Annotated in this window: 21 protein-coding genes; 8 read left to right on the plus strand and 13 right to left on the minus strand. The window is 68.7% G+C overall.

Annotation, left to right across the window (positions count from 1 at the left end; genetic code table 11):
* Window positions 1–2 precede the first annotated feature (2 nt).
* Genes QM693_RS24315 through QM693_RS24325 form a run of 3 tightly spaced genes read left to right on the plus strand, consistent with a single transcriptional unit; the run spans window position 3 to window position 5,327 of the window.
* Complete coding sequence (locus tag QM693_RS24315; protein WP_283353651.1) at window positions 3–290, plus strand: acyl carrier protein; 288 nt, start codon at window positions 3–5, stop codon at window positions 288–290.
* Window positions 287–4,597 (plus strand): type I polyketide synthase, encoded by a 4,311-nt coding sequence (locus QM693_RS24320; RefSeq protein WP_283353652.1) that lies wholly within the window; start codon window positions 287–289, stop codon window positions 4,595–4,597. The genes QM693_RS24315 and QM693_RS24320 overlap by 4 nt, the downstream gene beginning before the upstream one ends.
* 4 nt (window positions 4,598–4,601) lie before the next feature.
* The gene (locus tag QM693_RS24325) at window positions 4,602–5,327 is read left to right on the plus strand and encodes a thioesterase II family protein (RefSeq protein WP_283353653.1); all 726 of its coding nucleotides are present in this window, start codon (window positions 4,602–4,604) and stop codon (window positions 5,325–5,327) included.
* On the opposite strand, the gene QM693_RS24330 is transcribed toward QM693_RS24325, so the two are convergent.
* The 3 genes from QM693_RS24330 to QM693_RS24340 are packed head-to-tail and all read right to left on the minus strand — an operon-like array spanning window position 5,308 to window position 7,790.
* Window positions 5,308–6,510, minus strand: coding sequence for an SPFH domain-containing protein (locus tag QM693_RS24330; protein WP_280784545.1), 1,203 nt, complete (start codon window positions 6,508–6,510; stop codon window positions 5,308–5,310). The two genes, QM693_RS24325 and QM693_RS24330, sit on opposite strands and share 20 nt — an antisense overlap.
* Complete coding sequence (locus QM693_RS24335; protein WP_005241863.1) at window positions 6,511–6,942, minus strand: NfeD family protein; 432 nt, start codon at window positions 6,940–6,942, stop codon at window positions 6,511–6,513.
* Between the two features lie 8 nt (window positions 6,943–6,950).
* Window positions 6,951–7,790, minus strand: coding sequence for a DUF3097 domain-containing protein (locus tag QM693_RS24340; protein WP_280784547.1), 840 nt, complete (start codon window positions 7,788–7,790; stop codon window positions 6,951–6,953).
* A gap of 67 nt (window positions 7,791–7,857) precedes the next feature.
* On the opposite strand from QM693_RS24340, the gene QM693_RS24345 reads away from it, so the two are divergent.
* A complete protein-coding gene (locus QM693_RS24345) occupies window positions 7,858–8,667 on the plus strand; it encodes an Rv1486c family protein (RefSeq protein WP_280784548.1) in 810 nt (269 codons plus the stop codon).
* Here QM693_RS24345 and QM693_RS24350 read toward each other — a convergent pair.
* The 8 genes from QM693_RS24350 to QM693_RS24385 form a co-directional block, all read right to left on the minus strand.
* Window positions 8,633–9,742, minus strand: a complete 1,110-nt coding sequence (locus QM693_RS24350) for a ferrochelatase (RefSeq protein WP_283353666.1) — start codon at window positions 9,740–9,742, stop codon at window positions 8,633–8,635. The two genes, QM693_RS24345 and QM693_RS24350, sit on opposite strands and share 35 nt — an antisense overlap.
* Window positions 9,743–9,783: 41 nt before the next feature.
* Complete coding sequence (inhA, locus tag QM693_RS24355; protein ID WP_005241845.1) at window positions 9,784–10,581, minus strand: NADH-dependent enoyl-ACP reductase InhA; 798 nt, start codon at window positions 10,579–10,581, stop codon at window positions 9,784–9,786.
* 48 nt (window positions 10,582–10,629) lie between these two features.
* Window positions 10,630–11,379 carry a 3-oxoacyl-ACP reductase FabG1 gene (gene fabG1 / locus QM693_RS24360; RefSeq protein WP_005241843.1) on the minus strand — a complete coding sequence of 250 codons (750 nt, stop codon included), beginning with the start codon at window positions 11,377–11,379 and terminating at the stop codon, window positions 10,630–10,632.
* A gap of 63 nt (window positions 11,380–11,442) precedes the next feature.
* Window positions 11,443–12,423 carry a VWA domain-containing protein gene (locus tag QM693_RS24365; protein WP_009480477.1) on the minus strand — a complete coding sequence of 327 codons (981 nt, stop codon included), beginning with the start codon at window positions 12,421–12,423 and terminating at the stop codon, window positions 11,443–11,445.
* Window positions 12,420–13,394: a DUF58 domain-containing protein gene (locus QM693_RS24370; protein ID WP_280784550.1), complete on the minus strand. Its 975-nt coding sequence runs from the start codon at window positions 13,392–13,394 to the stop codon at window positions 12,420–12,422. The genes QM693_RS24365 and QM693_RS24370 overlap by 4 nt, the downstream gene beginning before the upstream one ends.
* Window positions 13,391–14,566: an AAA family ATPase gene (locus tag QM693_RS24375; protein WP_280784554.1), complete on the minus strand. Its 1,176-nt coding sequence runs from the start codon at window positions 14,564–14,566 to the stop codon at window positions 13,391–13,393. Before QM693_RS24375 ends, QM693_RS24370 begins: the two co-directional genes overlap by 4 nt.
* A gap of 204 nt (window positions 14,567–14,770) precedes the next feature.
* Window positions 14,771–16,294, minus strand: a complete 1,524-nt coding sequence (locus tag QM693_RS24380; protein ID WP_105418552.1) for an NlpC/P60 family protein — start codon at window positions 16,292–16,294, stop codon at window positions 14,771–14,773.
* Window positions 16,295–16,651: 357 nt separating this feature from the next.
* Entirely contained in the window at window positions 16,652–17,257 is a 606-nt protein-coding gene (locus QM693_RS24385; RefSeq protein WP_283353654.1) for an Rv1476 family membrane protein, read from the minus strand.
* 305 nt (window positions 17,258–17,562) lie between these two features.
* On the opposite strand from QM693_RS24385, the gene acnA reads away from it, so the two are divergent.
* Both acnA and QM693_RS24395 read left to right on the plus strand, forming a co-directional pair.
* Entirely contained in the window at window positions 17,563–20,367 is a 2,805-nt protein-coding gene (gene acnA, locus QM693_RS24390; RefSeq protein ID WP_280784552.1) for an aconitate hydratase AcnA, read from the plus strand.
* A gap of 203 nt (window positions 20,368–20,570) precedes the next feature.
* Window positions 20,571–21,137, plus strand: a complete 567-nt coding sequence (locus QM693_RS24395) for a TetR/AcrR family transcriptional regulator (RefSeq protein ID WP_009480470.1) — start codon at window positions 20,571–20,573, stop codon at window positions 21,135–21,137.
* Window positions 21,138–21,162: 25 nt separating this feature from the next.
* Here the strand turns inward: QM693_RS24395 and QM693_RS24400 are convergent, their stop codons facing one another.
* Both QM693_RS24400 and QM693_RS24405 read right to left on the minus strand, forming a co-directional pair.
* Window positions 21,163–21,378, minus strand: a complete 216-nt coding sequence (locus tag QM693_RS24400; RefSeq protein WP_005255033.1) for a helix-turn-helix domain-containing protein — start codon at window positions 21,376–21,378, stop codon at window positions 21,163–21,165.
* Between the two features lie 73 nt (window positions 21,379–21,451).
* Complete coding sequence (locus QM693_RS24405) at window positions 21,452–23,083, minus strand: ABC-F family ATP-binding cassette domain-containing protein (RefSeq protein ID WP_283353655.1); 1,632 nt, start codon at window positions 23,081–23,083, stop codon at window positions 21,452–21,454.
* A 647-nt stretch (window positions 23,084–23,730) separates the two neighbouring features.
* Here QM693_RS24405 and QM693_RS24410 point away from each other — a divergent pair.
* Both QM693_RS24410 and ku read left to right on the plus strand, forming a co-directional pair.
* Window positions 23,731–24,879 carry a lycopene cyclase family protein gene (locus tag QM693_RS24410; protein WP_283353656.1) on the plus strand — a complete coding sequence of 383 codons (1,149 nt, stop codon included), beginning with the start codon at window positions 23,731–23,733 and terminating at the stop codon, window positions 24,877–24,879.
* Between the two features lie 40 nt (window positions 24,880–24,919).
* A complete protein-coding gene (gene ku, locus QM693_RS24415; RefSeq protein WP_443706314.1) occupies window positions 24,920–25,807 on the plus strand; it encodes a non-homologous end joining protein Ku in 888 nt (295 codons plus the stop codon).
* Window positions 25,808–25,814 lie beyond the last annotated feature (7 nt).

Consider the following 25,814-nt stretch of genomic DNA (forward strand, 5'->3'; position numbering starts at 1 on the left):
CCATGCGTATCCCCGAACAGAGCACCCCGCGCGACCACGCACCCGTCATCGACTGGCTCGCCGGCAGGGTGGCCTTCCACACCGAACAACCGGTGCGCGAGGTCGACCCCCACCTGCCCCTCGCCGAACTGGGAATCGAATCGGTGTCCGCGGTGAGCCTGTGCGGCGAGATCGAGGACCGCTGGGACCTCGAACTCGATCCCACCGTGGTGTTCGAGTATCCGACCATCGCCGAAATGGCCGTCTTCGTCGTCGGCGAGGCCGCAGCCCGGTACCGGACGGCCTCATGACCGACGTCGCCGTCGTCGGCCTCGACTGCCGCTTCCCGCAGGCACCCGACGCCGACGCGCTGTGGGCGCTGCTGATGGGCGGCGGCGACGGAATCACCGATGTCCCCGCCTCGAGATGGAACGCGGACGACGTCTTCGACGCCGCCGGTGGTCCCGGCGCGGTCAACAACCGCAACGGCGGATTCCTCACCGACGCCGACGCGTTCGACCACGAATTCTTCGGCATCGCGCCCCGCGAGGCCGCGGCGATGGACCCACAACAGCGGCTGCTGCTGCAGGCGGCGTGGCGTGCGCTCGAGGACGCCGCCCTGGACCCGCGGGCGCAGGCCGGGTCGAACACCGGCGTGTACGTGGGCGTCATGGCCAACGAGTGGAATCTCCAGATGCGTGACATCTCGCGTATCACCCCCCAACTCGGCAGCGGCAACGGCTATTTCATGACCGCCAACCGGGTGTCCTATCACCTGAACCTGCAGGGCCCGAGCATGGCGATCGACACGGCCTGCTCGTCGTCCCTCGTCGCCGTCCATCTCGCCTGCGCGGCGCTGCGGTCCGGGGAATGCGATCAGGCCCTCGCCGGGGGCGTCAACCTCACCCTGACCCCCACGGTGAACGTCTTCTACACCCAGGCCGGGCTGTCCGCACCGGACGGCCGGTGCAAACCGTTCAGCGGGACGGCGGACGGCATCGGTCGCGCCGAGGGTGTCGCGGTGCTCGTGCTGCGCCGGCTCGAGGACGCGCAGGCCGAGGGCCTGCCGATCTACGCGGTGATCAAGGGCAGCGCCGTCAACAACGACGGCCGCAGCAACGGGATCACCGCACCCAACCGCTGGGCCCAGCAGCAGGTCGTCGAGACGGCCTACCGGCGTGCCGGTGTCACGCCCGCCCAGGTCGCGTTCGTCGAGGCCCACGGCACCGGGACGGTGCTCGGCGACATGATCGAGGTCAAGGCCCTCGGCCACGTCCACGGGGTGACCCGGCCGCAGCCGTGCGCGATCGGATCGATCAAAGGCAATCTCGGCCACACGGAGGGGGCGGCCGGCGTGGCCGGCCTGATCAAGGTGGCCCTGTCCCTGCACCACCGCGTGGTACCCCCCAGCCGCTACGCGGAGGACGCGAACCCGCGACTCCGCCTGGCGGACAACGGCCTCCGACTCCTGTCCGAGCCGATGACGCTGCCCGACGACGACGCGCACGGCGCCGTCAGCAGTTTCGGCCTCGGCGGCACCAACGCCCACATGCTGCTGGCCTCCGCGCCCGCCACCACCCCGGCCGCGCCGAGCACCGGCGGCGGCGTGCTCACCCTGTCGTCGAACAACCCGGACGGCCTCGCCCGCACCGCCGCCGTCCTGGCCGACGATCTCGCACGACCCGGCGCGGATCTGGGCCGGGTGTGCTGGACCACCAACACGGTCAAGGCATCCGGGCGCCACCGCCTCGCGCTCACCGCACACCACCGGGACGAGGCCGTCGCGGCGCTGCGCGCGGTCGCGGCCGACGACGACCTGCGCGCGTCGCTGTCCGGCGCGGCCCGCCCCGTCAGCATCGGCTGGTTCTTCACCGGTCAGGGCGCGCAGCACCCGGGAATGTCCCGCGCGCTGCACGAGCACCACGGCGGCTACCGGCGTGCACTGTCCGACGTGGACGAGCGGATGACACCGCATCTGGGCCGCTCGGTGCGGGAGATGCTGTTCGATGCCGGTGACGACATCCACCGGACCGAGTTCGCGCAGCCCGCCCTGTTCGCGGTCGAATACGCGCTCGCCCGGACGCTCGGCGAGCTGGGTGTCGAACCGGCGTGGCTGGTCGGTCACAGCGTCGGCGAGTACGCCGCCGCGGCGCACGCCGGCGTGTTCGACCTGGACGACGCGTGCCGGCTGATCGTCGCGCGGGGACGGCTCATGCAGCAACTGCCCGCCGGCGGGACGATGCTCGCGGTCCGGGCCACCCCGGACGAGGTCGCCGACCTGCTCGCCGGCGAACCCGCGGCCGCGCTGGCAGCGGTGAACGGGCCGCGGGACGTGGTGCTGTCGGGGGCGGCCGACGCACTCGAACGCCTCGGCGCCGCACTGACCGCGGCCGGACTCCGCGTCCGCCGGCTCACCGTGTCGCATGCCTTCCACTCCCCCGCCATGGCGCCGATACAGGACGCGTTCGCGGAGGTCGCCGCCGGCTGCACGTACCGACAGCCCGAGATCCCGATCTTCTCCACCACACGCGGCCGGTTGCTCGACGTCGACGAGCCGATGGACGCGGCCTACTGGACCGACCACATCACGGCGACCGTGCGGTTCGCGGACGCCACCGCGGCCGCCCTGACCTGCGATCCGACCCACCTGATCGAGGTGGGCCCCGCACGAATCCTGTTGCCGCTCGTCGCTCGCGCCCATCACGATTCGCCCGCGCGGCACCTGGCACCGTGCCCCGGTCCCGCCGCGACCGGAGCCGAACTCCCCGACACCGTCGCCGCCCTGTACCGGGACGGACTGAACCCCGTGTGGGATGCGCTGTACGAACCGGACTCACGGGTCCGGCGGCGGCTCAGCGGATACCAGTTCGCCACCACCGCCCGCTTCTGGACACCCGGGGACGCACCCGCCGCCGCGGTCCAGGCCACCGTCACCGCATCGCCCACCGTCACACGAGAACCCGAGGACACCACCATGGACCAGCTGATCGCGCTCTTCCGGGAACAGGCCGCCGTTCTCGCCGCTGCCGCCAACGGCGCTCCCACGGTTGCCCTCCCCGCGCCCGCGCCCGCGCCGGCGGCGACGCCGGACGCCGGGCCGGGTCCCGCGACAGCGGTCGGCGACGTCGCGACCAGGGTGCGCACGGAAGTCGCCCGGGTCAGCGGATTCCCCGCGGCCGCACTGAAGACGACGCAGACGATCGTCGGCGACCTCGGATTCGACTCGATCATGATCACCGACCTGTTCGGCGGGGTGAGCCGCGCATTCCCCGGTCTCGTCGTCGAACCGCACTGGTTCTCACCGAGCCGCACTCTCGGCGATGTGATCGAGCACGTGACCGCGCACCACGCACCCGGGTCGCGTCGCACGGTGACGGCTGTCCCGGAACCGGAACGGACGGTGGCACCCGAGTTCCGCATCGCGGAGTTCCCGGAGGTTCAGGCGCTCGCCGCACGGCTGACCTCCGCCGAGGGGCTCGGGGTCACCAACCCGTACTTCCTCGTCAACGACGGCGTCACCCGGGACACGTCGACGATCGGGGGCGCGGAGGTCGTCAACTTCTCCAGCTACAACTACCTCGGCATGTCCGGGCACCCCGCCGTCGTCTCGGCCGTGCAGGACGCGGTCGCCCGCTACGGCAGTTCCTGCTCGGCCAGTCGGCTGCTGTCCGGGGAGAAACCGGTACACCAGGAACTCGAGGCCGAACTGGCCGGCCTGCTCGGCACCGAGGACGCGATCGCCCTCGTCAGCGGACACGCCACCAACGTCACGGTCATCGGTCATCTCCTCGGGGAGGGCGACCTGGTCATCCACGACAGCCTCGCGCACGACAGCATCCTGCAGGGCTGCGCCCTGTCCGGCGCCACCCGGCGTCCCTTCCCGCACAACGACCACGCCGCGCTGGACGCCCTCCTCACCGCGATCCGATCGCAGTACCGGCGGGTCCTCATCGTCATCGAGGGCGTCTACAGCCAGGACGGCGACATCCCCGACCTGCCCGCGATGATCGCGGTGAAGAAGAAGCATCGGGCGCTGATGATGATCGACGAGGCGCACAGCATCGGGGTGCTCGGCGCCACCGGCGGGGGCATCGGCGAGCACTTCGACGTCGACCGCGACGACGTGGAGCTGTGGTCCGGCACGATGTCGAAGGCCCTGGCCGGTTGCGGCGGCTACGTCGCGGGCAGCGCCGAGCTCATCCGCTTCCTGAAGTACACGACGCCCGGCTTCGTCTACAGCGTCGGGATCACGCCGATGAATGCCGCGGCGTCCCTGGCCGCGATCCGGCAGATGCGCGCCGAACCCGAGGCACTGGACCGGTTGCGGCGCAACTCCCGGCTCTTCCTGCAGCTCGCCACGGACGCCGGAATCGACACCGGGGACTCGAAGGACACCCCGGTCATCCCGTGCATCGTCGGGGATTCACTCCGCACCCTCGCGCTGTCCAACGCACTGCTCCGGCGCGGCATCAACGTGAACCCCATCCTCTACCCGGCCGTGCCGGAAGACCTCGCGCGGCTGCGCTTCTTCGTCACCTCGTGCCACACCGAGGACCAGATCCGGTCCACGGTGGCAGCTCTCGCCGACGAACTCGCCACGCTCGTCGCGGCCGCGTAGCGCCGTGCCCGGCCCCCTCCTGCTGTTCTGCTTCCCCCACGCCGGCGGCGGACCCTCGACGTACCGGCACTGGCACCGCGCCCTGAGCCCGCACGTGTCGGTGTGGCCCGTGCACGTGCCCGGCCGGGAGAGCCGTGCCGGCGAGGCCGGATTCACCGACGTCGAGTCCCTCGTCACCGCACTCGAGTCCGAACTCGCCGAACCGCTCACGCAGCCGCACGTCTTCTTCGGGCACAGCATGGGTGCGCTGGTGGCGTACCGGCTCGCGTGTCGCCGGCGCGCGGCCGGGCGCCCGCTCCCGCGGGCGCTGCTGCTGTCCGCGTACTCGGCGCCGCACCTGCCCTCGCCGCTGCCGCCGGTCGACGACCTGGACGACCCGGCCCTGATCGAGTTGCTGCGCGCCACGGGCGGTCTGCCCGCCGACCTCCCGGCCCGGCCGGCATGGCGGGACCACTGCCTCCCCGCACTGCGCGACGATCTGCGCCTCTGCACCGGGTACCGCGATCCCGCAGACCCGCCGCTTCCCTGTTCGACGCACGTGCTCGGCGCGGACGCCGATCCGCTGGTCGGCGAGCGGGATCTCCGCGCCTGGGATCGGCACACCACCGAGCTGCGCGAGGTGCGCATCATGACGGGCGATCACTTCTACCTCGAGCACACACCCAAACAACTCTTCCGTGTGCTCCGGCCGGTGCTGCGCCGGTACGCCGCTACTGTCCCGGCGGGGTGACGGGCGGCGGCAGCTGCCCGGGCGCTCCCCCCGGATCCAGCGGCGGATGCTCGTCGGCGCCACCGGGGTTCGCGAGCGGTCCCGGACCGTCAACTGGACGACGTGCCTCGACCTCGGCGGCGCGGACGGCCTGCGCGATGGCCGGGTCGGACTTGGTCTCGAACCAGTCGGCGACCTCTTCCGAATCGTCCTCGGGCTTGGGCAGATCCTCCTCCGTGGTGGACGGTTCGTACCGGAACACCCCGTCCTGCCCCTGCGCGCCGAGGGTCTTCGCGAACCCCTTGAGGGCGTCACCGAAGTCGCTGGGCACCAGCCACACCTTGTTCGCGTCGCCCTGCGCCATCTGCGGCAGCGTCTGCAGATACTGGTAGGCGAGGAGTTCGGGGGTGGGCTTGCCGGATTTGATTGCGGCGAACACCTTTTCGATCGCCTTCGCCTGCCCCTGCGCCTGCAGGTACTTCGCGGCCCGGTCACCCTGCGCCCGCAGGATGCGGGACTGCCGCTCACCCTCCGCGGTGAGGATCGACGCCTGCTTCGCGCCCTCCGCGGCGAGGATGCGGGACTGCTTGTCGCCCTCCGCCGTCTTGATGGCCGACTCCCGGTGCCCCTCGGCGGTGAGGATGGTGGCCCGCTTCTCGCGGTCCGCCTTCATCTGCTTCTCCATCGACTCCTGGATCGACGGCGGCGGATCGATGCTCTTGAGTTCGACCCGGGCCACGCGCAGACCCCACCGGCCGGTGGCCTCGTCCAGCACGCCACGCAGCTGCCCGTTGATGGAGTCACGGGAGGTGAGCGTCTCCTCCAGCGTCATCCCGCCGACGACGTTGCGCAGCGTGGTGGTGGTCAACTGCTCGACACCGACGATGTAGTTGCTGATCTCGTACACCGCGGCCTGCGGGTTGGTGACCTGGAAGTACACGACGGTGTCGATGTTCAGTGTCAGGTTGTCCTGGGTGATCACCGGCTGCGGCGGGAACGACACCACCCGTTCCCGCAGGTCCACCTTGGCCCGGATGCGGTCCGCGAAGGGGATCAGGAACGTCAGCTGGCCCGACACGGTCCGCGCGTACCGGCCCAGTCGCTCGATCACCGCGGCCTCGGCCTGCGGCACCAGCGCCACCGATTTGGCCACCACCAGGGCGACGAACAACACGAGCACGATCAACACGATGAGCGCTGCCATCTACGGTCCCCTCCATACGACGGCGGTCGCGCCGTCAATTTGCATTACCGTCACGGTCGTTCCCGGTGGATACACTTCCGTGCTGTCGAGCGGGCGGGCCGTCCAGACGTCGCCGCCGAGCTTGATCTGCCCCGCGTGTTCGGCGACCTCCTCGAGCACCAGGGCCTGCTTGCCGGTCAGGGCCTCGATCCCGGTCGGGGTCGGCGGCGGGGTCTCGAACTTACGCAACAACACCGGCCGCACCCCGAGGATCAGGGCGAGGGACAGCACCCCGAAGATCACCGCGTCGACCCAGACCGGGAAGTCGGTGATCGCGGTGACCCCGGCCGTGGCCAGCGCACCGCCCGCCAGCATGAGGAGGAAGAAATCCCCCGTCAACGCTTCCGCGGCGGCGAGCAGCACCCCCGCTACCAGCCAAATCAATGCAGCCACAACACCATCTAACCAGAATCTCCGGAACCGACGGTGACGAAGTCGACCAGCTGTTCGACCGCCCCGATCAGCGGTGCCTCCAGGTCCCGGAACGTGTTGACGGCCGAATAGACCCGGCGCCAGCCGTCGCGCGGTGTCCCCCACCCCAATTCGCGGCACACCCCGGTCTTCCAGTCCTCACCGCGCGGGATCTTCGGCCACGCCTCGATGCCCACCGCCGACGGGCGGACCGCCTCCCACACGTCGATGAACGGGTGCCCGGTCACGAGCACATTCGGACCGAGTCCCTGGGTCAGCTGCGTCTCCTTCGATCCGGTGACGAGGTGATCGACGAGGACACCGACGCGCCGTCCGGGGCCAGGCCGGAATTCGGCGAGCCGCTCCCCGAGATTGTCGAGACCCTCGAGGTGCTCGACGACGACACCTTCGACGCGCAGGTCGTGCCCCCACACCCGTTCCACGAGGGCGGCGTCGTGCACGCCCTCCACCCAGATCCGGCTCGCCAGCGCCGTCCGGGCCCGCAGCCCCTCCACCTTGGTGGATCCCGACGCCGATCGGGTGGTGGCCGGTCCGGCGGGCTTGGCCGCCGGGCGGACCAGGGTGACCGGTTTCCCGTCGATCAGGAACGCCGCCTCGCGCATCGCGAACAACCGGGTGCGCCGCGCCCCGTCCTCGAGGCGGACGAAATCGCCGTCGTAGGTGCGCTCGAACCCGACCACCGCCCCGCAGAAACCGGTGCCGGCGTCCTCGACCACCAGGTCCCGCTCGGCCGGGACCGTCGGCGTCACGGGCTTCCGCGCGCGTGGGTGTCCGGAAAAGATGTCGCCGTATCTGTCGCCTCCGCTCACGGGCGCTGACGCTATGCCAGCGGCGCCGTTACGCACACGCCGCCACGCCGACATATGCTCGTTTATCGTGACTTCACCCAGCGCCACTCTCACCGTGTGGGCCAGTTCCTGGCTCGCCGGGAACAGTGCACCCGACGACGTCATCGACGCCCTCCACGCGTGGGCGCCGATGCATCTCGCCTGCGCCGAGGACGAGGGGACGGCAGGCCGCACCGGGCTGCCGTGGCCCCACCCGCAGGACGCCGGGGTGACGGCGCTGCTGCAGACGATGCGCCGCTCCGTGTCGCAGCCCGAGACCGAGATCCGGCTGGTGCTGCCCGGGCCGGGCGACGTGCGCGGGCTTCCCGCGGGCACCGAGTTCGCGTCCGCCGCGATCAGCGCGGGCGAGGGTGTGCTCGTCGGACCGCCCGGCCGGTCCGGAACGGGGCTGGTCCCGCACGTCGAGGGTCCGGACGTGCTGCGCTGGACGGTGTCGACGATCGAGCGGCTTCCCCTCGACGCCCACCACACCGGGCTGGGTGAGGCCGAGTTCACGATGCGGCAGGCGGTGCGGGACGCCGCGGCCGCGCTCGAGGCGCTGCACATGCTCGATTCCGGTTTCGGCGCCGACCCGCGCGCGCTGATCGCCGACGCGCTGGCGCAGTCCGCGCGGCACCGGTATCCGACGACGATCGCCCCGCGGGCGCTGCGGATCCTGGACTCGGCCGATCAGGTGGCCGCGATCCTCACGGTCGCCGAGCAGATGGCCCCCGCGCGCACCGTGTCCGCGTCGGGTGCGGCCACGCTCGAGGACCTACTGCGGCCGCTGCGGTCGGCGGTGCGCTCGGCGCGCACCGCCGCCGTCAATGCGTGTGCGCGGGACGGCCTGACGGCCTGACCACGGCCTTGCAGCAGTCGATCGCGCAGGACCGACCGTCGAGGGTCGAACCGAGCAGCGGCTCGGACCCGAGCCGCGCGGCGGGTGCGCCGGCCAGTTGCTCGGCCACGAGGGCGACGACGAGTTCCGCGAACCGCCGATCCGTTCCGGGGGTGGCCGCGCGTACGAAGTCGATGCCGAGTTCGGCAGCCCTGTCCCGGGCCTCGGTGTCGAGATCCCACACCACCTCGAGGTGATCGGACACGAATCCCACCGGGCACACGATCACCGCGCCCACCCCGCGGCCGGCGAGGGCGTCCAGGTGGTCGCAGATGTCCGGTTCGAGCCACGGCACCTGGGGTGGCCCGGACCGGGACTGCCACACCAGGTCGAAGTCGTCGAAGCCGGCGGCGCGGGCGGTGAGCCGGGCAGCCTCGGCCACCTGCCGGCTGTAGAGATGACCGCCCTCCGTGGGCGGTCCCGCGTTGACGTCCGCGGACACCGGCACGGAATGCGCGGTGAACACCAGGCGGGCGTCGGCCCGCCGCCCGGCGGGGAGCTGCGCCGCGGCCTCGCGGACGGCGTCGGCGAACGCCCCGATCAGCAGCGGGTGGTCGTAGTACTGCCGCAGCTTCAGCAGGTGCGGTGCCCCGTCCCCGGCCGCGGTCCGCGCCCGGGCGACGTCCTCGTGGTACTGCCTGCAGCCCGAGTACCCGCCCCACGCCGAGGTCGGGAACACGAGGGCGGACCGCACCCCGTCCGCGCCCATCCGGGCGACGGTGTCCTCGACCATCGGATGCCAGTTCCGGTTACCGAAATAGACGGGCAGATCCATTCCGGCGCTTGCCAATTCGGATTCGACGCGGGAGATGATGTCGCGATTGAGGGCGTTGATCGGCGACACACCCCCGAAATGCAGGTAGTGCTCGGCAACCGCGTCCAGACGTTCGGGCGGCACCCCCCGGCCCCGGGTGACGTTCTCCAGGAACGGGCGCACGTCGGCGGGCTGCTCCGGACCCCCGAACGACAACACGAGAAGGGCATCGAACCGGGAACCGGAACCGTCCGTCGAATTCGCAGCGATCATGATCCCCATCTTCCGCGGTGCCGTTCGGGGCACACTCCCCGGGTAGTGCCCTAGCCGGCCATCGCGTGGGCGCCACCGTCGACGTAGATGATCGACGCGGTGGTGCCGGGAAGCCAGTCGGACAGCACGGTGCACACGGTCTTCGCGACCGGCTCCGGGTCGTCGACGTTCCAGCCGATGGGCGCGCGCTCGTCCCACGCCGTGTTCAGTTCGTTCATCTGCTTGGCGTCGTCGGTGGCGGTACCGGCGATGGCCTTGGCGGCGAGGGTCTTGATCGGGCCGGCCGCGACGAGGTTCGAGCGGATACCGCGTTCGCCGACCTCCTTGGCGACATACCGGTTCACCGACTCGAGCGTCGCCTTGGCGACGCCCATCCAGTTGTAGAACGGCACCGCGCGCGCGGGATCGAAGTCCATGCCGACGATCGACGCGTTGTCGTTCAGCACCGGCAGCAGCGCCTTCGACAGCGACGCGTACGAGTAGGCGGAGACCTCGAACGCCACTCCCACATCCGACCACGGTGCGTCGAAGAACGGGCTGCCCAGGCAGGACCGCGGCGCGAACGCGATGGAGTGCACGACGCCGTCGACACCCTCGGGCGCGATCTCCCGGATGCGGTCGGCGAGGCTCGCGAGGTGCTCCGGGTTCTGCACGTCCAGTTCCAGCGCCGGCGGCACCGGCTGCGGCAGGCGCTGCGCGATGCGGTCGATCAGCCGGAGACGGTCGAAGCCGGTGATGATCACCTTGGCGCCCTGTTCCTGGGCGACCTTGGCGACGTGGAACGCGATGGACGCGTCCGTGATGATGCCGGTGACGAGAATGGTCTTACCTTCGAGCAATCCGCCCATGAGGTGTCCTCCTGTGAAGAAAAAGTCCGGGAAGTGGAGTGGGGAGAGCTAGTGGCCCATGCCGAGGCCGCCGTCGACGGGGATCACCGCGCCGGAGACGTAGGCGGAATCGTCGGAGGCCAGGAAGCTCACCACCGCGGCGACCTCCTCGGGCTTGCCCTGCCGCTGCAGCGGAACCGCGCCGGTGATCATGTCCTTGTACTTGTCGTCGAGGACCGCGGTCATGTCGGTGTCGATGAATCCCGGGGCCACCACGTTCGCGGTGATCGACCGGGAACCGAGCTCACGGGTCAGCGACCGCGCGATGCCGACCACACCGGCCTTCGACGCCGCGTAGTTCACCTGGCCGGGACCACCGGCCAGACCGACGACCGACCCGAGGAACACGAACCGGCCGAACCGCGCCCGCAGCATCGACCGCGTGGCCCGCTTCGCGACGCGGAACGCGCCGGTCAGGTTGGCGTCGACGACGGAGGTGAACTGCTCCTCCGTCATCCGCATGATCAGCGTGTCGTCGGTGATGCCGGCGTTCGCGACGAGAACCTCGACGGGACCCTGGTGCGCTTCCACCTCTTTGAAGGCGCGGTCGACCGACTCGGTGTCGGTGACGTCGCACTGGACGCCGAACAGCCCGTCGGGCGCACCCGAGCCGCGGTGCGTGACCGCGACCTTGTGGCCGTCCGCCGCGAGGCGCTGCGCGACAGCGAGGCCGATCCCGCGGTTGCCGCCGGTGACGAGCACCGACCGGGGAGTGGACACCGTCCTAACTGACGCGTCAGTAGTTTGTGGGGTAGACATGGGGATCAACCTATCTGTTCAGATGTGCGGGAGTGGAAGCGCGGGGCCGCGGTGGAACGCAGATCACGGCAGCCGTTGACGCAGGACCAGCGCGAGGATCAGCCCCGCCGTGGCGGACAGGACACCGAGCACGAGCCAAGGGCGGCTGGCGTCGCCGCGGGTGGTCTCGAAACCGATCTGCTCCTCGAGGGTGTCGTAGACGTCGCGCAGTTCCTCCAGGCTCGACGCCGTGAAGAAGCTGCCCCCGGAGAGATTCGCGATCTCCCGCAGCGACGGATCGTCGACGGGCACGGGGATGCGTTCGTCCTCGATCTCGACCTTGCCGTAGCTGGTGCCGAACGAGATCGTCGAGATGGGGACGTCCTTGTCCTTCGCCTGCCGGGCGGCGGTGAATCCGCCGCGCGGATCGTCCGGGTTCTCGGGGACCGTCTGCTTGCCGTCCGAGAGCAGCACGATGCGGGCGGGCGGCGCCTGATCACTGCCGCCGAGCACCGCGGCCAGGGTGTCGATCGACTGCAGCGACGTGAAGATCGCCTCACCGGTGGCGGTCCGCTCGCTCAACTGTAGATTGTCGATCGCCACCTTCGACGCCTCCCGGTTGGTGGTCGGCGACACCAGCACCGAGGCCGTGCCTGCGAACGCGACGAGACCGAGGTTGATGCCGGGGGTGAGCCCGTCGGCGAACGACTTCGCGGCGTCCTGTGCCGCGGCCAGCCGGGTCGGTTCCACGTCGGTCGCCTTCATCGACAACGACACGTCGATGACGAGGATCACGGTGGCCCGGTTCCGCGGAACCCGCTTGTCCTCCGTCGGTCCGGCCAGCGCCACGCTGAAGAACACCAGCGCCAGCACCATGAGCAGCGCCGGAATGTGCCGGGCCCGGCCCGGCCGCGACGGCGCCACCTTCTCGAGGAGCGCGAAGTTGGTGAACCGGAGGGTGTGCTTCTGCCGCTGACGCTGCACCCACACGTATCCCGCGACCAATGCCACGACGACCAGGAGGAACAGCAGCCACCACGGTGAGGTGAACTGGGAAAGGCTCACCGGCGGGACCTCTGGTTCGTCGCGGTCCCGTAACTGTGCTTCCGGGCGGACACGAACCGCACGACATCCGAGATCCAGTCCCGGTCGGTCCGCAGACTGAGCAGCGGGGCGCCGCAGCGCCGCAACGACTGCTCCACCTGCAGGCGGTGCTCGTCCGCGGCCCGCGCGAAGTCGGCGCGCAGTTGCGGCGTGGTCGTGAACTCGCGGGTCCGTCCGGACTCCGGATCGTGCAGCACTACATCCCCCATGTCGGGTAATTCCAGATCTCGCGGGTCGAGCACCTCGACCCCGAGTACGTCGTGGCGGCCGGAGATCGCCCGCAGCGACCGCTCCCAGTCGATCGGCCCCAGGAAGTCACTGATGACGACGGCCAGACCGCGGCGACGCTGGGGTCGGCGCAACGACTCCACCGCACCCTGCAGGTCGCCCCGCACCCCGTCCGGGGCGTGCGGGGTGGTCGCGATCTGACGCAGCATCGCCTGCGCGTGGATGCGGCCGCCGCGGGCCGGGATCCGGGTGGTCTGGGCGCCGGTCGAGACGATCGCCCCGATCCGGTTCCCGCCGCCGCTGGTCAGGTGCGTGACGGCGGCGGCAGCCGCCACCACGAGGTCCCGCTTCTCGCAGCCGGCGGTACCGAAGTCGAGGCTCGACGACAGGTCGACGACGAGCCACGTCTCGAGTTCCCGGTCGGCCACCGACTGCCGGACGTGCGGGTGCGTCGTCCGGGCGGTCACCGACCAGTCCATCTGACGCACGTCGTCACCCGGCTGGTACTCGCGGGCATCACCGGGTTCGGAGCCCGGGCCCGGGATCAGGCCAAGATGGTCGCCGTGCAGGACCCCGTCGAGGCGGCGGCGGACGGTCAGTTCCAGCGTCCGCAGCGCGGCGGACAGTTTGGGATCACGGAGTTCGCCGGAGCGAAACGACGGCGGCGGGCCGGAACTCTGCGCACCGGCGGTACGCGCACTCACCGTGGCTGGCTCATCGCCGTCGGTCCGGGCACCGACGTGGACGGGACGGGCGGTCCGTGGTGACCGGCGGGAGCGGCCGGTACCGTCGTCGGCTGTGCGGCGATCTGCGGCAGACCCACGGTCTGCAGCACGCGGGAGATGACGTCGTCCGGGCTGACCTCGTCGGCGAGAGCGTCGTAGGACAGCACGAGACGGTGACGCAGCACGTCCGGGATCACCTCGAGCACGTCCTGCGGCACCACATAGTCACGCCCGCGCAGCAACGCCAACGCGCGGGCCGAGGAGATGATGCCCAGCGTCGCGCGCGGCGACGCGCCGTACGCGATCCAGCCGTCGACCTCGGGGAGACCGAACTCGGCCGGCGTGCGCGTGGCCGCGATGACCCGCACCACGTAGTCGACCAGCGCGTGGTGCACGAAGACACCGCTCGCGACCTTCTGCAGGCGGACGAGCTCCTCGGGATCGAGGACCTGGTGGGGTTCCGGCGCATCGACACCCATCCGGTAGACGATCTCGCGCTCCTCCTCCACCGTCGGGTAGTCGACGAGGATCTTGAACAGGAAGCGGTCGCGCTGCGCCTCCGGCAGCGGGTACACCCCCTCGTTCTCGATCGGGTTCTGCGTCGCCATCACCAGGAACGGGTCGGGCATGTGGTACCGCTTGCCGCCGATCGAGACGTGCCGCTCGGCCATCACCTCGAGCAACGCCGACTGCACCTTCGCCGGCGCGCGGTTGATCTCGTCGGCGAGCACGAAGTTCGCGACGACGGGACCGAGTTCGGTGTCGAACTCCTCACGCCCCTGCCGGTAGATGCGCGTACCGATCAGGTCGGTGGGCACCAGGTCGGGGGTGAACTGGACACGCGAGAAGGATCCGCCGACCACCTTCGCGAATGTCTCGACGGCCAGGGTCTTCGCGACACCGGGCACACCCTCGAGCAGCACGTGCCCTTTCGCGAGCAGACCGACCAGGATCCGCTCCACGAGCCGGTCCTGCCCGACGATCACGCGCTTGACCTCGTAGATCGCGCGTTCCAGCGTCTGGACGTCGGCGGCGAGATTGGGCGCGACCGTCTTCGTCGTCGCGCTCTGCGTGCCCGTGTTCTGTGAGGGTGCATTCGGCGCGGTGACGTTCTGGGGACCCGATCCGTTGGCCGCACCCCCATTCTTCACACCTTCGGGAGCGGCCTTCGCGGGCGACTCCTTCCGGGCTGCACCCTCCGATACCGCATCATCACGTGAGGTCACCAAGAATCCACCGCTTTCACCTAGATCGTTCCGCCCGTTCACGTACTTGCTCAACTATTCCAGGTGCAAGCAACCCCCGCCGCAACCAAGCACGATCCGCACTGCGGACTACTTCATCGACATCATGGATCACGACACCATACGGACAGCGTAAGGGGTCATGCCATCCCATCGCACCGGGGAGATCTGGACGGTCGATCCGGACTGCGGGGCCTCCAGCATTTCGTCGTTTCCGAGATACAGGGCGACGTGCTGGCTGGCGTTCGGGCCCCAGAAGATCATGTCGCCGCGCTGCATCTCCTCCGAGGGAACCTGCTCGCCCGCGGTGTACTGATACCCGGTGTAGTGGGGCAGGGAGATGCCGATCCCGGCGAACGCATAGATCATCAGGCCGGAGCAGTCGAAACCGACCTTGTTGAAGTCGCCGTAACTGTCGGCGACACCGCCGTCGCGGATGCCGAGGGTCGGGCCGTTCTCGTCGCCGCCGCCCCACGCGTACTCCACACCGATCTGGGACAGACCCCGGTCGATGACGGTCTCGATGGCCTCGCTGCCGGTCAGGTCCTCACCGCTGGTCGACGGTTTCGATTTGGGGGTGGACTTCGGTGTGGTCGTCCCACCGTCCGCGGAGTAGTCGGAGTCCTCGTCCTCCGAGTCCTCCTCGATCGTGGTGTGCGCGCGCTGCCCCGCGGCGAGTTCCGCGGCGCGCTGTCGAGCCGCCTCGTTGGCGGCGACCCGCGCGGCGGCCTGAGTCGCGGCTTCCCGGGCCGCGGCGGCGATCGCCGCCTTCTGCGCGTCCTCGGCGCGTTTCTGCTCTTCCCACGTCGCGTACGCCTCACGCTGCCCCTGCAGCCCCGCGACGTTCCCTCGGGCGGCGTCGAGCTGGGCCTGGGCGGCGGCGCGGTTGCTCTCGATCTGTGCCTTCTTGGCAGCCTGATCCTGCAGCGCCGAACGGGCGATCGCGATCGCCTGCTCCGCGAGCGACTTCTTCGCCGCGGCCTGGTCGGCGGCCACGTCCGCCTGCTGCTTGGCCTCGCGTGCCGCAGAATCCTTGTTGGCCTGCGCGGTCCGTGCCCGCTGCAGACCCTCGAGCACCGCGTTCTGGCTGGTGGCCAGGAGTTTCAGAACCTGCGCGCGATCCAGGACGTCGCCGGGCCCCTGGGCGCCCAGGTACGTCGAGATCGAGGAGACGTTGGTGCCCTGCGTGTAGCTCGACCGGGCGTACTTGTCGAAGTCCTTCTGCGCGAGTTCGATCTGCGCCCCGGCGTCGCGCAGCGCCTGCTGCGAGGCCCCGACCACGTTGGCCGCCAGATCGGCGGCGCTGCGGGCGTTCTGCAGATCGACCAGAGCCCGGTTCACGTCCTCGCGCTTGATGGCGACCTCGTTGTCGAGCTGAGCGAGCTGCTGATCCGCGGAGGCGACCTGGTTGATCAGTTCGCTGACCTGCCCGAGGCCCGCCGACACCTGGGTCTGGGCCTGCGCGATGTCGTTGTCGGACGGATTCGGTGGCGGGGGCGGTACGGCTGCGGCCAGGCCGGGTGTGCTGCCGACCAGGGCTCCGACGATGCCCAATCCGATCAGGAGGCGCGCCGTGCGAGTGTGCCCGCGGGAGAAGCTACGGTGCCCCACTCCAGCTCGTGCTTGTCGCTTCACAACTCTCTCCCTCGGTTCTGCACCGATCACGCACACCGCGCCGTGCTCGTCGTGGGGAGAAATTTGCGGCAGCCACACCTTCCCATGCTTCGGCGACACCGACATACGCCGGATCGTCGTCACTCTGGACGTCAATCACCAGCCTGCGACACTTCTTCCCCAAGAGCGCCAAATGCACCGTACGACACTTCCGGACTCTATGGAAACTTTAGTCACAAATAACACATGAGTAATTTGACCAGCGGAAATGTCGAACTGTGAATCGTCGGCGCTATTTACGCGCATCGACGCAGGCAGCGGCCACAGTCGGACGAATAGTGAAATTGCCGCCGAGTTATCCCGGAAATTCGGCAGGCGTCAGGGCTTCTGTCGCTCGTACGACGTGCCGGCCCCCGCGGCGTTGTCGCCCTTTTCCGCAGTGTCGTCACGCGATCCGGACGCCCGGCGCGATTTCGCGAAGAACGTGGCGGCCGACGCGATCACGACGATCGCGACGATGACGGCCGTGATCAGGGCCCACGGGGGTCCCGGCTCGATCACCTCGTCCACGAAGTGATTGGCGGAGACCACCGCATCGCCGGTGTAGGTGCGGTCCTGACCCGATTCGAGCAGGACCCGGCTGATCGAATCGCTGTACGTGCCGACCCAGCTGGGACTCAGCACCAGAACGGTGCCGCCTTCTTCCGCCCCGACCTCGGTCGCGAGGTCGCGCAGCTGCGAATCGCGGCCGGGATCCTCGTCCAGCACCACGATGCTCAGCTCGATCCCGTGGTCGGCGGCGCGGTCGACCACGGCGGCGAGTTCACTCGCCTCGTCGGACGGCGCCGACACGCCGTCGTCGGACACGTCCGCGACCACGTCGGAGACGTCGATGTCTTCCGGAAGGTCCGTCGACAACGGGAGGGCCGACTGGACGGGGAGCATGACACTGGCAGGAAGTGCGGTGGCGATAGGGGCAGGCATCTCTCATCCGGGTTTGCTGTAGGAACGTAAGCCTCGCGTGAACACTACGTGAGGAGTCCCCGAAGTTCCGTTCCGTCCGCGCGCGTCCCGCGTCGGGGTCGAGGAGAATCGCCGGGGGGTACACGCTCGATCCCCCCGGAATTCTCACAGGACAAGCGTACTGTTAGACTATCGGAGGTACCGCGGTATGGGCCGATTCCGTCATCGCTAGCACGACAGCGCACACGGATCAGCCGTGCCCGCAGTGCCTGCAGCCGTCGACACAGCCCCGTCGGCGGCGACCCTCATAGACGAGTGGAGCTGACGTGAGCACGAGTATTGATTCGTTCGGCGCCAAAGGCACCCTCGAGGTCGGTGAGAACTCCTACGAGATCTTCCGCCTCTCGGCCGTGCCCGGCACCGAAAAATTGCCCTATGCACTGAAGGTTCTCGCCGAGAACCTGCTTCGCACCGAGGACGGCGCGAACATCACCGCCGACCACATTCGCGCCATCGCGAGCTGGGATCCCTCGGCCGACCCGAACGTCGAGATCCAGTTCACGCCTGCCCGCGTGATCATGCAGGACTTCACCGGCGTCCCCTGCATCGTGGACCTCGCCACCATGCGTGAAGCGGTCACCGCACTCGGCGGCGACCCGAACAAGGTGAACCCCCTCGCACCCGCCGAGATGGTCATCGACCACTCGGTCATCATCGACGTCGCCGGCCGCGCCGACGCATTCGAGCGCAACGTCGAGATCGAGTACTCCCGCAACGGTGAGCGGTACCAGTTCCTCCGCTGGGGCCAGGGCGCGTTCGACGACTTCAAGGTCGTCCCCCCGGGCACCGGCATCGTCCACCAGGTCAACATCGAGCACCTGGCCCGGACGATCATGGTCCGCAATGGCCAGGCGTACCCCGACACCTGCGTTGGCACCGACTCGCACACCACCATGGTCAACGGCCTGGGCGTGCTGGGCTGGGGCGTCGGCGGCATCGAGGCCGAGGCCGCCATGCTCGGCCAGCCCGTCTCCATGCTGATCCCGCGCGTCGTCGGTTTCAAGCTGACCGGTGAGATCAAGCCCGGCGTCACCGCCACCGACGTGGTCCTCACCGTCACCGACATGCTGCGCAAGCACGGCGTCGTCGGCAAGTTCGTCGAGTTCTACGGCAAGGGCGTGGCCGAGGTTCCGCTGGCCAACCGCGCGACGCTCGGCAACATGAGCCCCGAGTTCGGTTCCACCGCCGCGATCTTCCCGATCGACGCCGAGACCGTCAGCTACCTCCGCCTCACCGGCCGCTCCGAGGAGCAGCTCGCACTCGTCGAGGCGTACGCGAAGGAACAGGGCCTCTGGCACGACGCCGACCACGAGCCCGAGTACTCCGAGTACCTCGAACTCGACCTCGGTGACGTGGTTCCGTCCATCGCAGGCCCGAAGCGCCCGCAGGACCGAATCCTGTTGTCGGACTCGAAGAACGCGTTCCGCAAGGACATCCACAACTACGTGGAGGAGCACCACCCCACGGGTCACTCGCAGCTCGACGAGGCCGTCGAGGAGTCGTTCCCCGCGAGCGATCCCGCCGCCCTGTCGTTCGCCGACGACGGCGCCGTCGACGTGCAGTCGGCCGCCAACGGATCCGAGGGCCGCCCGACCAAGCCGGTCAAGGTTCTGTCCGAGGACAAGGGCGAGTTCATCCTCGACCACGGTGCCGTCGTGATCGCGTCGATCACCTCCTGCACCAACACGTCCAACCCGTCGGTCATGCTCGGCGCGGCCCTGCTCGCCCGCAACGCCGTCGAGAAGGGCCTGTCCGCCAAGCCGTGGGTCAAGACCTCCATGGCTCCCGGTTCGCAGGTCGTCACCGACTACTACAACAAGTCCGGCCTCTGGCCGTACCTGGAGAAGCTCGGCTTCTACCTCGTCGGTTACGGCTGCGCCACCTGCATCGGCAACTCCGGCCCGCTGGACGAGCAGATCTCGCAGGCGATCCAGGACAACGACCTCACCGCCACCGCGGTGCTGTCGGGTAACCGCAACTTCGAGGGACGCATCTCCCCCGACGTGAAGATGAACTACCTGGCTTCCCCGCCGCTGGTCATCGCGTACGCCCTCGCAGGCACCATGGACTTCGACTTCGAGCACGACGCCCTCGGCCAGGACGCCGACGGCAACGACGTGTTCCTGAAGGACATCTGGCCCTCTCCCCAGGAGATCCAGGAGACCATCAACTCCTCGATCAGCCAGGAGATGTACGTCAAGGGTTACGCGGACGTCTTCAAGGGCGACGAGCGCTGGCGTGGACTGCCCACCCCGGAGGGCAAGACCTTCGAGTGGGACGCCAACTCCACCTACGTGCGGAAGCCACCGTACTTCGACGGCATGCCGAAGGAGCCGACCCCGGTCAGCGACATCAAGGGCGCCCGCGTCCTCGCGCTGCTCGGCGACTCGGTCACCACGGACCACATCTCCCCGGCAGGCAACATCAAGGCCGGAACGCCTGCGTCGCAGTACCTGGACGCGAACGGCATCGACCGCAAGGACTACAACTCCTACGGCTCGCGTCGCGGCAACCACGAGGTGATGATCCGCGGCACGTTCGCGAACATCCGTCTGCGCAACCAGCTCCTCGACGACGTCTCCGGTGGCTACACCCGCGACTTCACCCAGGACGGCGGCCCGCAGGCGTTCATCTACGACGCGTCGCAGAACTACCAGAAGGCCGGCATCCCGCTGGTCGTGCTGGGCGGCAAGGAGTACGGCTCCGGATCGTCCCGTGACTGGGCCGCCAAGGGCACCAGCCTCCTCGGCGTCAAGGCCGTCATCACCGAGTCGTTCGAGCGCATCCACCGCTCCAACCTCATCGGCATGGGCGTCGTGCCGCTGCAGTTCCCGGCCGGCGAGTCCGCTGCGTCGCTGAAGCTGGACGGCACCGAGGTCTTCGACATCGAAGGCGTCGAGAAGCTGAACGAGGGTGTCACGCCGAAGACCGTCAAGGTCACGGCAACCCGCGAGAACGGTGAGAAGGTCGTCTTCGACGCGGTCGTGCGCATCGACACGCCCGGCGAGGCCGACTACTACCGCAACGGCGGCATCCTGCAGTACGTGCTCCGCAACATGATCAAGGGCTAGGCGCTACCGCGCCTGTGCGAGCTTTCGGCCCATAGGCGCTACGCACCTGTGAGTGTTTTCGGCCATGGCAGGCACGAAGCGCGCACGACCAGTTTCAGGGGAGCTCCGCTGTTCCCGATCGAGGTGGTCGTGCGCGCTTCGTGCATTCGGTGACCCTCAGATGTCGAGGGCCGAAACACTCACAGGCCGACGAAGGAGGCACTTTGCCCAAGGTCAGTGAAGACCATCTCGCGGCACGGCGCAGTCAGATCCTCGACGGCGCCCGCCGCTGCTTTGCCGAATACGGCTACGACGGTGCCACCGTCCGCCGGCTCGAAGAAGTGACCGGACTGTCACGCGGGGCGATCTTCCATCACTTCAAGGACAAGGACGGCTTGTTCCTGGCGCTCGCCCACGAGGACGCGACCAGGATGGCCGACGTCGTCGCCCACGAGGGCCTCGTCCAGGTGATGCGGGACATGCTCGCCCAGCCCGAACAGTTCGACTGGCTGGGAACCCGGCTCGAGATCGCCCGACGGCTGCGGAACGATCCCGACTTCCGCAGAAGCTGGTCACAACGGTCGGCGGAACTCACCGAGGCGACCATGGCGCGTCTCGCGCGGCAGAAATCCGCGGGCCGCCTCCGCGACGACGTCCCGACCGACGTCCTGATCGGCTACCTGGACCTGGTTCTCGACGGCCTCGTCGCGCGCATCGCCTCCGGGCACGCCGGCGACAACCTGTCGGCCGTGCTCGACCTCGTCGAGGAATCCGTCCGACGCCGCGACTGACACCGCACTCCCCCACCGACACCGGTCAGGTCTTGCGACGGTGAGCTCCGCCTCGTCCGCGGAGCTCCACCTCGGACTCCGCGAGAATGTTGCGGACGAATCCGTACGATCTCCCCATTTCCCGGGCAAGGGAACGAATACTCGCTCCGGCCTGGTAGCGCTCCTTCAGCTCCGCCTGCAGATCGGCGCGCGACGGTCCCGTGATCCGAGCGCTCTTGGCGAAGACCCCGATGTCAGCCATGAACTCCTCCAGTCGGCGAGCGACGGTGGTTTCCACGGTAGAGCCCCGCGACGGCGATATCTACGCGCAGTGATCAGGCGAGCTGGATCAGTTCCAGGTAGTCCTGCGACCAGTGGTCCTCCGTGCCGTCGGGCAGCAGAATGACCCGTTCCGGGTCGAGCGCCTCGGCCGCACCCGGGTCGTGTGTCACCAGCACGACGGCACCGGTGTAGCTGCGGAGCGCGTCCAGCACCTGCTCGCGGGAGACGGGGTCGAGGTTGTTCGTCGGCTCGTCGAGCAGCAGGACGTTCGCCGCCGACGACACGAGACCCGCGAGCGCGAGGCGCGTCTTCTCACCACCGGACAGGGTGCCTGCGGGCTGCTCGAGCTGCGGGCCGGTGAACATGAACGCACCGAGCAGCGAACGCAGCTCCTGCTCCCCCGTGTCGGGGGCCGCGTGGCGAATGTTCTCCCACACCGACGCGTTGTCGTCGAGGGTGTCGTGCTCCTGCGCGAAATAGCCGATCTTCAGCCCGTGACCGGGGACGAGCCCGCCCGCGTCCGGCGTCTCGACGCCGCCGAGAATGCGCAGCAGCGTCGTCTTACCGGCACCGTTGAGACCGAGCACCACGACCCGTGACCCACGGTCGATCGCGAGATCCACTCCGGTGAAGATCTCGAGCGAACCGTAGACCTTGGTCAGGTTCTCCGCCATCAGCGGAGTCTTGCCGCACGCGGCCGGCTCGGGGAACCGGATCCGGGCCACCTTGTCGGACACGCGTTCCGCGTCGAGGTCGGACATCAGCTTGTCGGCGCGCTTCGCCATGTTCTGCGCCGCCACCGCCTTGGTGGCCTTCGCGCCGAGCTTCGCGGCCTGCGCGCGCAGCGCACCGGCCTTCTTCTCCGCATTGGCGCGCTCGCGGCGACGACGCTGTTCGTCGGTCGCGCGGGCGTCGAGGTACTTCTTCCAGCTCATGTTGTACACGTCGGCCTCGCCGCGCACGGCGTCGAGGAACCACACCCGGTTCACGACGTCGTTGAGCAGATCGACGTCGTGGCTGATCACGATCAGACCACCCTCGTGGTTCTGCAGGAATCCCCGCAGCCAGGTGATCGAGTCGGCGTCGAGGTGGTTGGTCGGCTCGTCGAGCAGAAGAGTCGTGTCCGACCGTCCGCCGCTACCGTCCGACGCCGCGAACAGGATGCGCGCCAGTTCGACACGGCGGCGCTGACCACCCGACAGGGTGTGCAGCTGCTGACCGAGGATGCGGTCGGCCAGGCCGAGGCTGTTGCAGATGCGCGCAGCTTCGCTCTCGGCCTCGTAACCCCCGAGGGCCGAGAAGCGGTCCTCGAGGTTTCCGTACTTGCGCACGGCCTTGTCGCGCTCGGCGTCGTCGACGACCTCCGACATCAGGATCTGCTGCTTCTCCATGTCCCGCAGCAGCGAGTCGAGGCCGCGCGCGGACAACACGCGGTCCTTCGCGAGGACGTCGAGGTCGCCTTCCTTCGGGTCCTGCGGGAGGTACCCGACATCGCCGGTGCGCACCACGGCACCCGCATACGGCTCCCCCTCCCCCGCAAGAATGCGGAGGGTGGTCGTCTTGCCGGCACCGTTGCGGCCGACCAGCCCGATGCGGTCGCCGGGCTGCACCCGCAAAGCCGGCCCGGGCGCGGACAGCAACGTCCGTACTCCAGCTCGAACTTCCAGGTCGGTAGCGGTGATCAACAAGACTCCTAGGAAAATGACGCTCGCGTTGAATGAGAAAAACTGCACAAAGAACACACGAACCAGCAATTTTACCCGACCGCCGGCAACTCGGAACACGCCCGCCAGTGATCCCGCTAACGTTCGCGGCCGTATCCGACTCGCAGAAAGCCCTGGCCCCCTCGTCATTGGCCTGTTGTTCGAGAGTGAAGCGTTCGAGAGGTGTGCACCGTGGTGACGTCCATTGGTGGCAGGAGAGATGGCCACTATGAGTATTCGGGGAACTAGTGTGTTCCGTCCGGGTCCGAGTCTATACCAGGTTGCCAACCTGCTGGGCCGGGAAGCCCGACCGGCGTTTCCGGGATTTCGCAGGCGCATTCAGGTTCCCCACCCCGCGCAACTCGATCTCGCTCAACCCTTCGCGCTCCCCCACGGTCGGCGAGGCCGGACCGCGGCGCCCACTCCCCCCAGCACCCGTCGTGGCCGGTCCGGGCCGTCCAGGGTGAGTTGACGAGGTCGTGACGTGCGCCGGCGAAGCCCCCACTACCCCGCGCTATCTGGAGCGCACCAGATAAGTTCAGGAAATATTGCTCTTCCGTCCGTGTCCGACTATGGAGCATGGATTTATTCTGCGGCAGGAAACTCGGCTCTCGTGTCAGGCTGGCTGCGTGACAGCTTCTCCCCGTCCAGCGATCTGGGACGTTGCGATCGTGGGCCTCGGTCCTGCCGGCCGCGCCCTCGCCCACCGGGCCACAGCTCTCGGCGCGACGGTCGTCTCGGTCGACCCACTCCCCCGGAGGTCGTGGACCGCGACGTACGCGGCGTGGGAAGACGAGCTCCCCGACTGGCTCCCTCGGGGCGCGATCGAAACGAGAACTTCTCGCCCGGCGGCCTGGACGACACGTCGCCACACCATCGATCGCACATATTGTGTTTTGAATACATCGTCACTGCAATCAATACTCAGTAGGGAATGCGGAACTGTCCTCGCAGGTAGAGCCGTGGACCTCTCCCCCACGTCCGTTCTGCTGGACGACGGGTCCACGCTGGAGGCGCACGTCGTGGTCGACGCTCGCGGCACCGGCGACAGCCCCGACCTCGCCCAGCAGACGGCCTACGGCGTGGTGGTGGACCCCGGCACGGCCGCACATGCGCTCGCCGGCGAGGCCGCGGTGTTCATGGACTGGCGCCGCGACAACGGCACATCGCACTCGGACGCGCCGTCCTTCCTCTACGGGGTTCCCCTCGCGCACGACCGGTTCCTGCTCGAAGAGACCTGCCTGGTCGGTCGCCCGCCACTCCCGATCTCGGAACTCGCCACCCGACTCCACGACCGACTCCGACAACGGGGCGTCACCGTACCGTCCCATTCGGACGTCGAGAGAGTCAGATTCGCCGTCGAACCACCCCCCGAGGCGGGTCGTGCCCACAACTCGGATCAGGTGCGCTTTGGGGCCCGCGCCGGGTTGATGCACCCCGGAACGGGTTACAGCGTCGCAGCGTCGCTCCTGTGCGCAGATGTTCTGGCCCACGATCTTCGTGACGGTTCGAACGCGCGACTGTGGCCGTGGAAGGCCCGCACCGTCGCGTCCCTGCGGTCGGTCGGTCTCCGCGTCCTCCTGAATCTGGATGCAGAACACGTCCCCGAATTCTTCGAGCATTTCTTCGATCTACCGCCACAACTCCAGGCGGCATATCTGTCCGAACGGTCGAATCCGCGCGGAACCCTGTCCGCAATGGGGCGGATGTTTCGGGCATCCTCCGGCGATATCCGCAGTGTGATTCTCCGTTCGACGCTTCGCCGGGAAGTTCGATGAACTGTCGCGCGAACGCGAAAAGGAGACCATCATGGAACGCATGCGGTCGATATGGAAGGGCTCGATAGCGTTCGGACTCGTGAATGTGCCGGTCAAGGTCTATTCGGCAACCGAGGATCACGACATCAGGTTTCACCAGGTCCATGCCAAGGACGGCGGCCGGATCAAATACAACCGCGTCTGCTCCGAATGCGGCAACGTCGTCCAATACGCCGATATCGACAAGGCCTACGACTCCGACGACGGCGTGCGCGTGGTGTTGACGGACGATGATTTCGGGAAACTGCCCGCCGCCGAGAAACACGAGATTCCCGTTCTGCAGTTCGTGCCGACCGAACAGATCGACCCCATTCTGTTCGAGAAGAGTTACTTCCTCGAACCCGATTCCAGCTCTCCGAAGGCGTATGTCCTCCTCGCGACAGCCCTCGAGAACAGCGACCGCACAGCCCTCGTCCACTTCACCCTCCGGCAGCGCACCCGACTGGCCGCGATGCGGTCACGCGACGGGGTACTGGTGATCCAGACGCTGCTGTGGCCGGACGAGGTACGCGCCGCCGAGTTCTCCTCGCTCGACGGCGTCGACAAGCCGAAGGCGAAGGAACTCGCCATGGCCGAGACGCTCGTCGACAGCATGGCCGACGACTTCGACCCCACCGAATTCACCGACGACTACCAGGTGCAGTTGCGTGAACTGCTCGACGAGATGATCGAGTCGGGCGGCAAGAAGGTCATCCCCGTCGCCGAAGTCGAGAAGAGCGGCGAGGACGCCGAAGTGGTGGACCTGGTGGCGGCACTGCAGCGCAGCGTCGACGCCGCCGGGAAGAAGGCCGCACCCGCCAAGAAGAAGCCGGCCAAGAAGGCTCCGGCCAAGACCGCCGCGAAGAAGGCCACCTCCAAGTCGTCCACTTCGGAACGCAAACGCGCCTGAACCGACG

The sequence above is a fragment of the Rhodococcus sp. IEGM 1305 genome (assembly GCF_030058635.1).
Lineage (GTDB): Bacteria > Actinomycetota > Actinomycetes > Mycobacteriales > Mycobacteriaceae > Rhodococcus_F > Rhodococcus_F opacus_D.

Bases quoted from the DNA above. Each gene is read 5' to 3' on its own strand.
- QM693_RS24330 (WP_280784545.1), bottom strand. From the start codon at position 6,510: ATGGCAGCGCTCATCGTGTTGATCGTGCTCGTGTTGTTCGTCGCCCTG.
- inhA (WP_005241845.1), bottom strand. From the start codon at position 10,581: ATGGGCGGATTGCTCGAAGGTAAGACCATTCTCGTCACCGGCATCATC.
- QM693_RS24385 (WP_283353654.1), bottom strand. From the start codon at position 17,257: ATGCCTGCCCCTATCGCCACCGCACTTCCTGCCAGTGTCATGCTCCCC.
- QM693_RS24320 (WP_283353652.1), top strand. From the start codon at position 287: ATGACCGACGTCGCCGTCGTCGGCCTCGACTGCCGCTTCCCGCAGGCA.
- QM693_RS24350 (WP_283353666.1), bottom strand. From the start codon at position 9,742: ATGGGGATCATGATCGCTGCGAATTCGACGGACGGTTCCGGTTCCCGG.
- QM693_RS24400 (WP_005255033.1), bottom strand. From the start codon at position 21,378: ATGGCTGACATCGGGGTCTTCGCCAAGAGCGCTCGGATCACGGGACCG.
- fabG1 (WP_005241843.1), bottom strand. From the start codon at position 11,379: ATGTCTACCCCACAAACTACTGACGCGTCAGTTAGGACGGTGTCCACT.
- ku (WP_443706314.1), top strand. From the start codon at position 24,920: ATGCGGTCGATATGGAAGGGCTCGATAGCGTTCGGACTCGTGAATGTG.
- QM693_RS24315 (WP_283353651.1), top strand. From the start codon at position 3: ATGCGTATCCCCGAACAGAGCACCCCGCGCGACCACGCACCCGTCATC.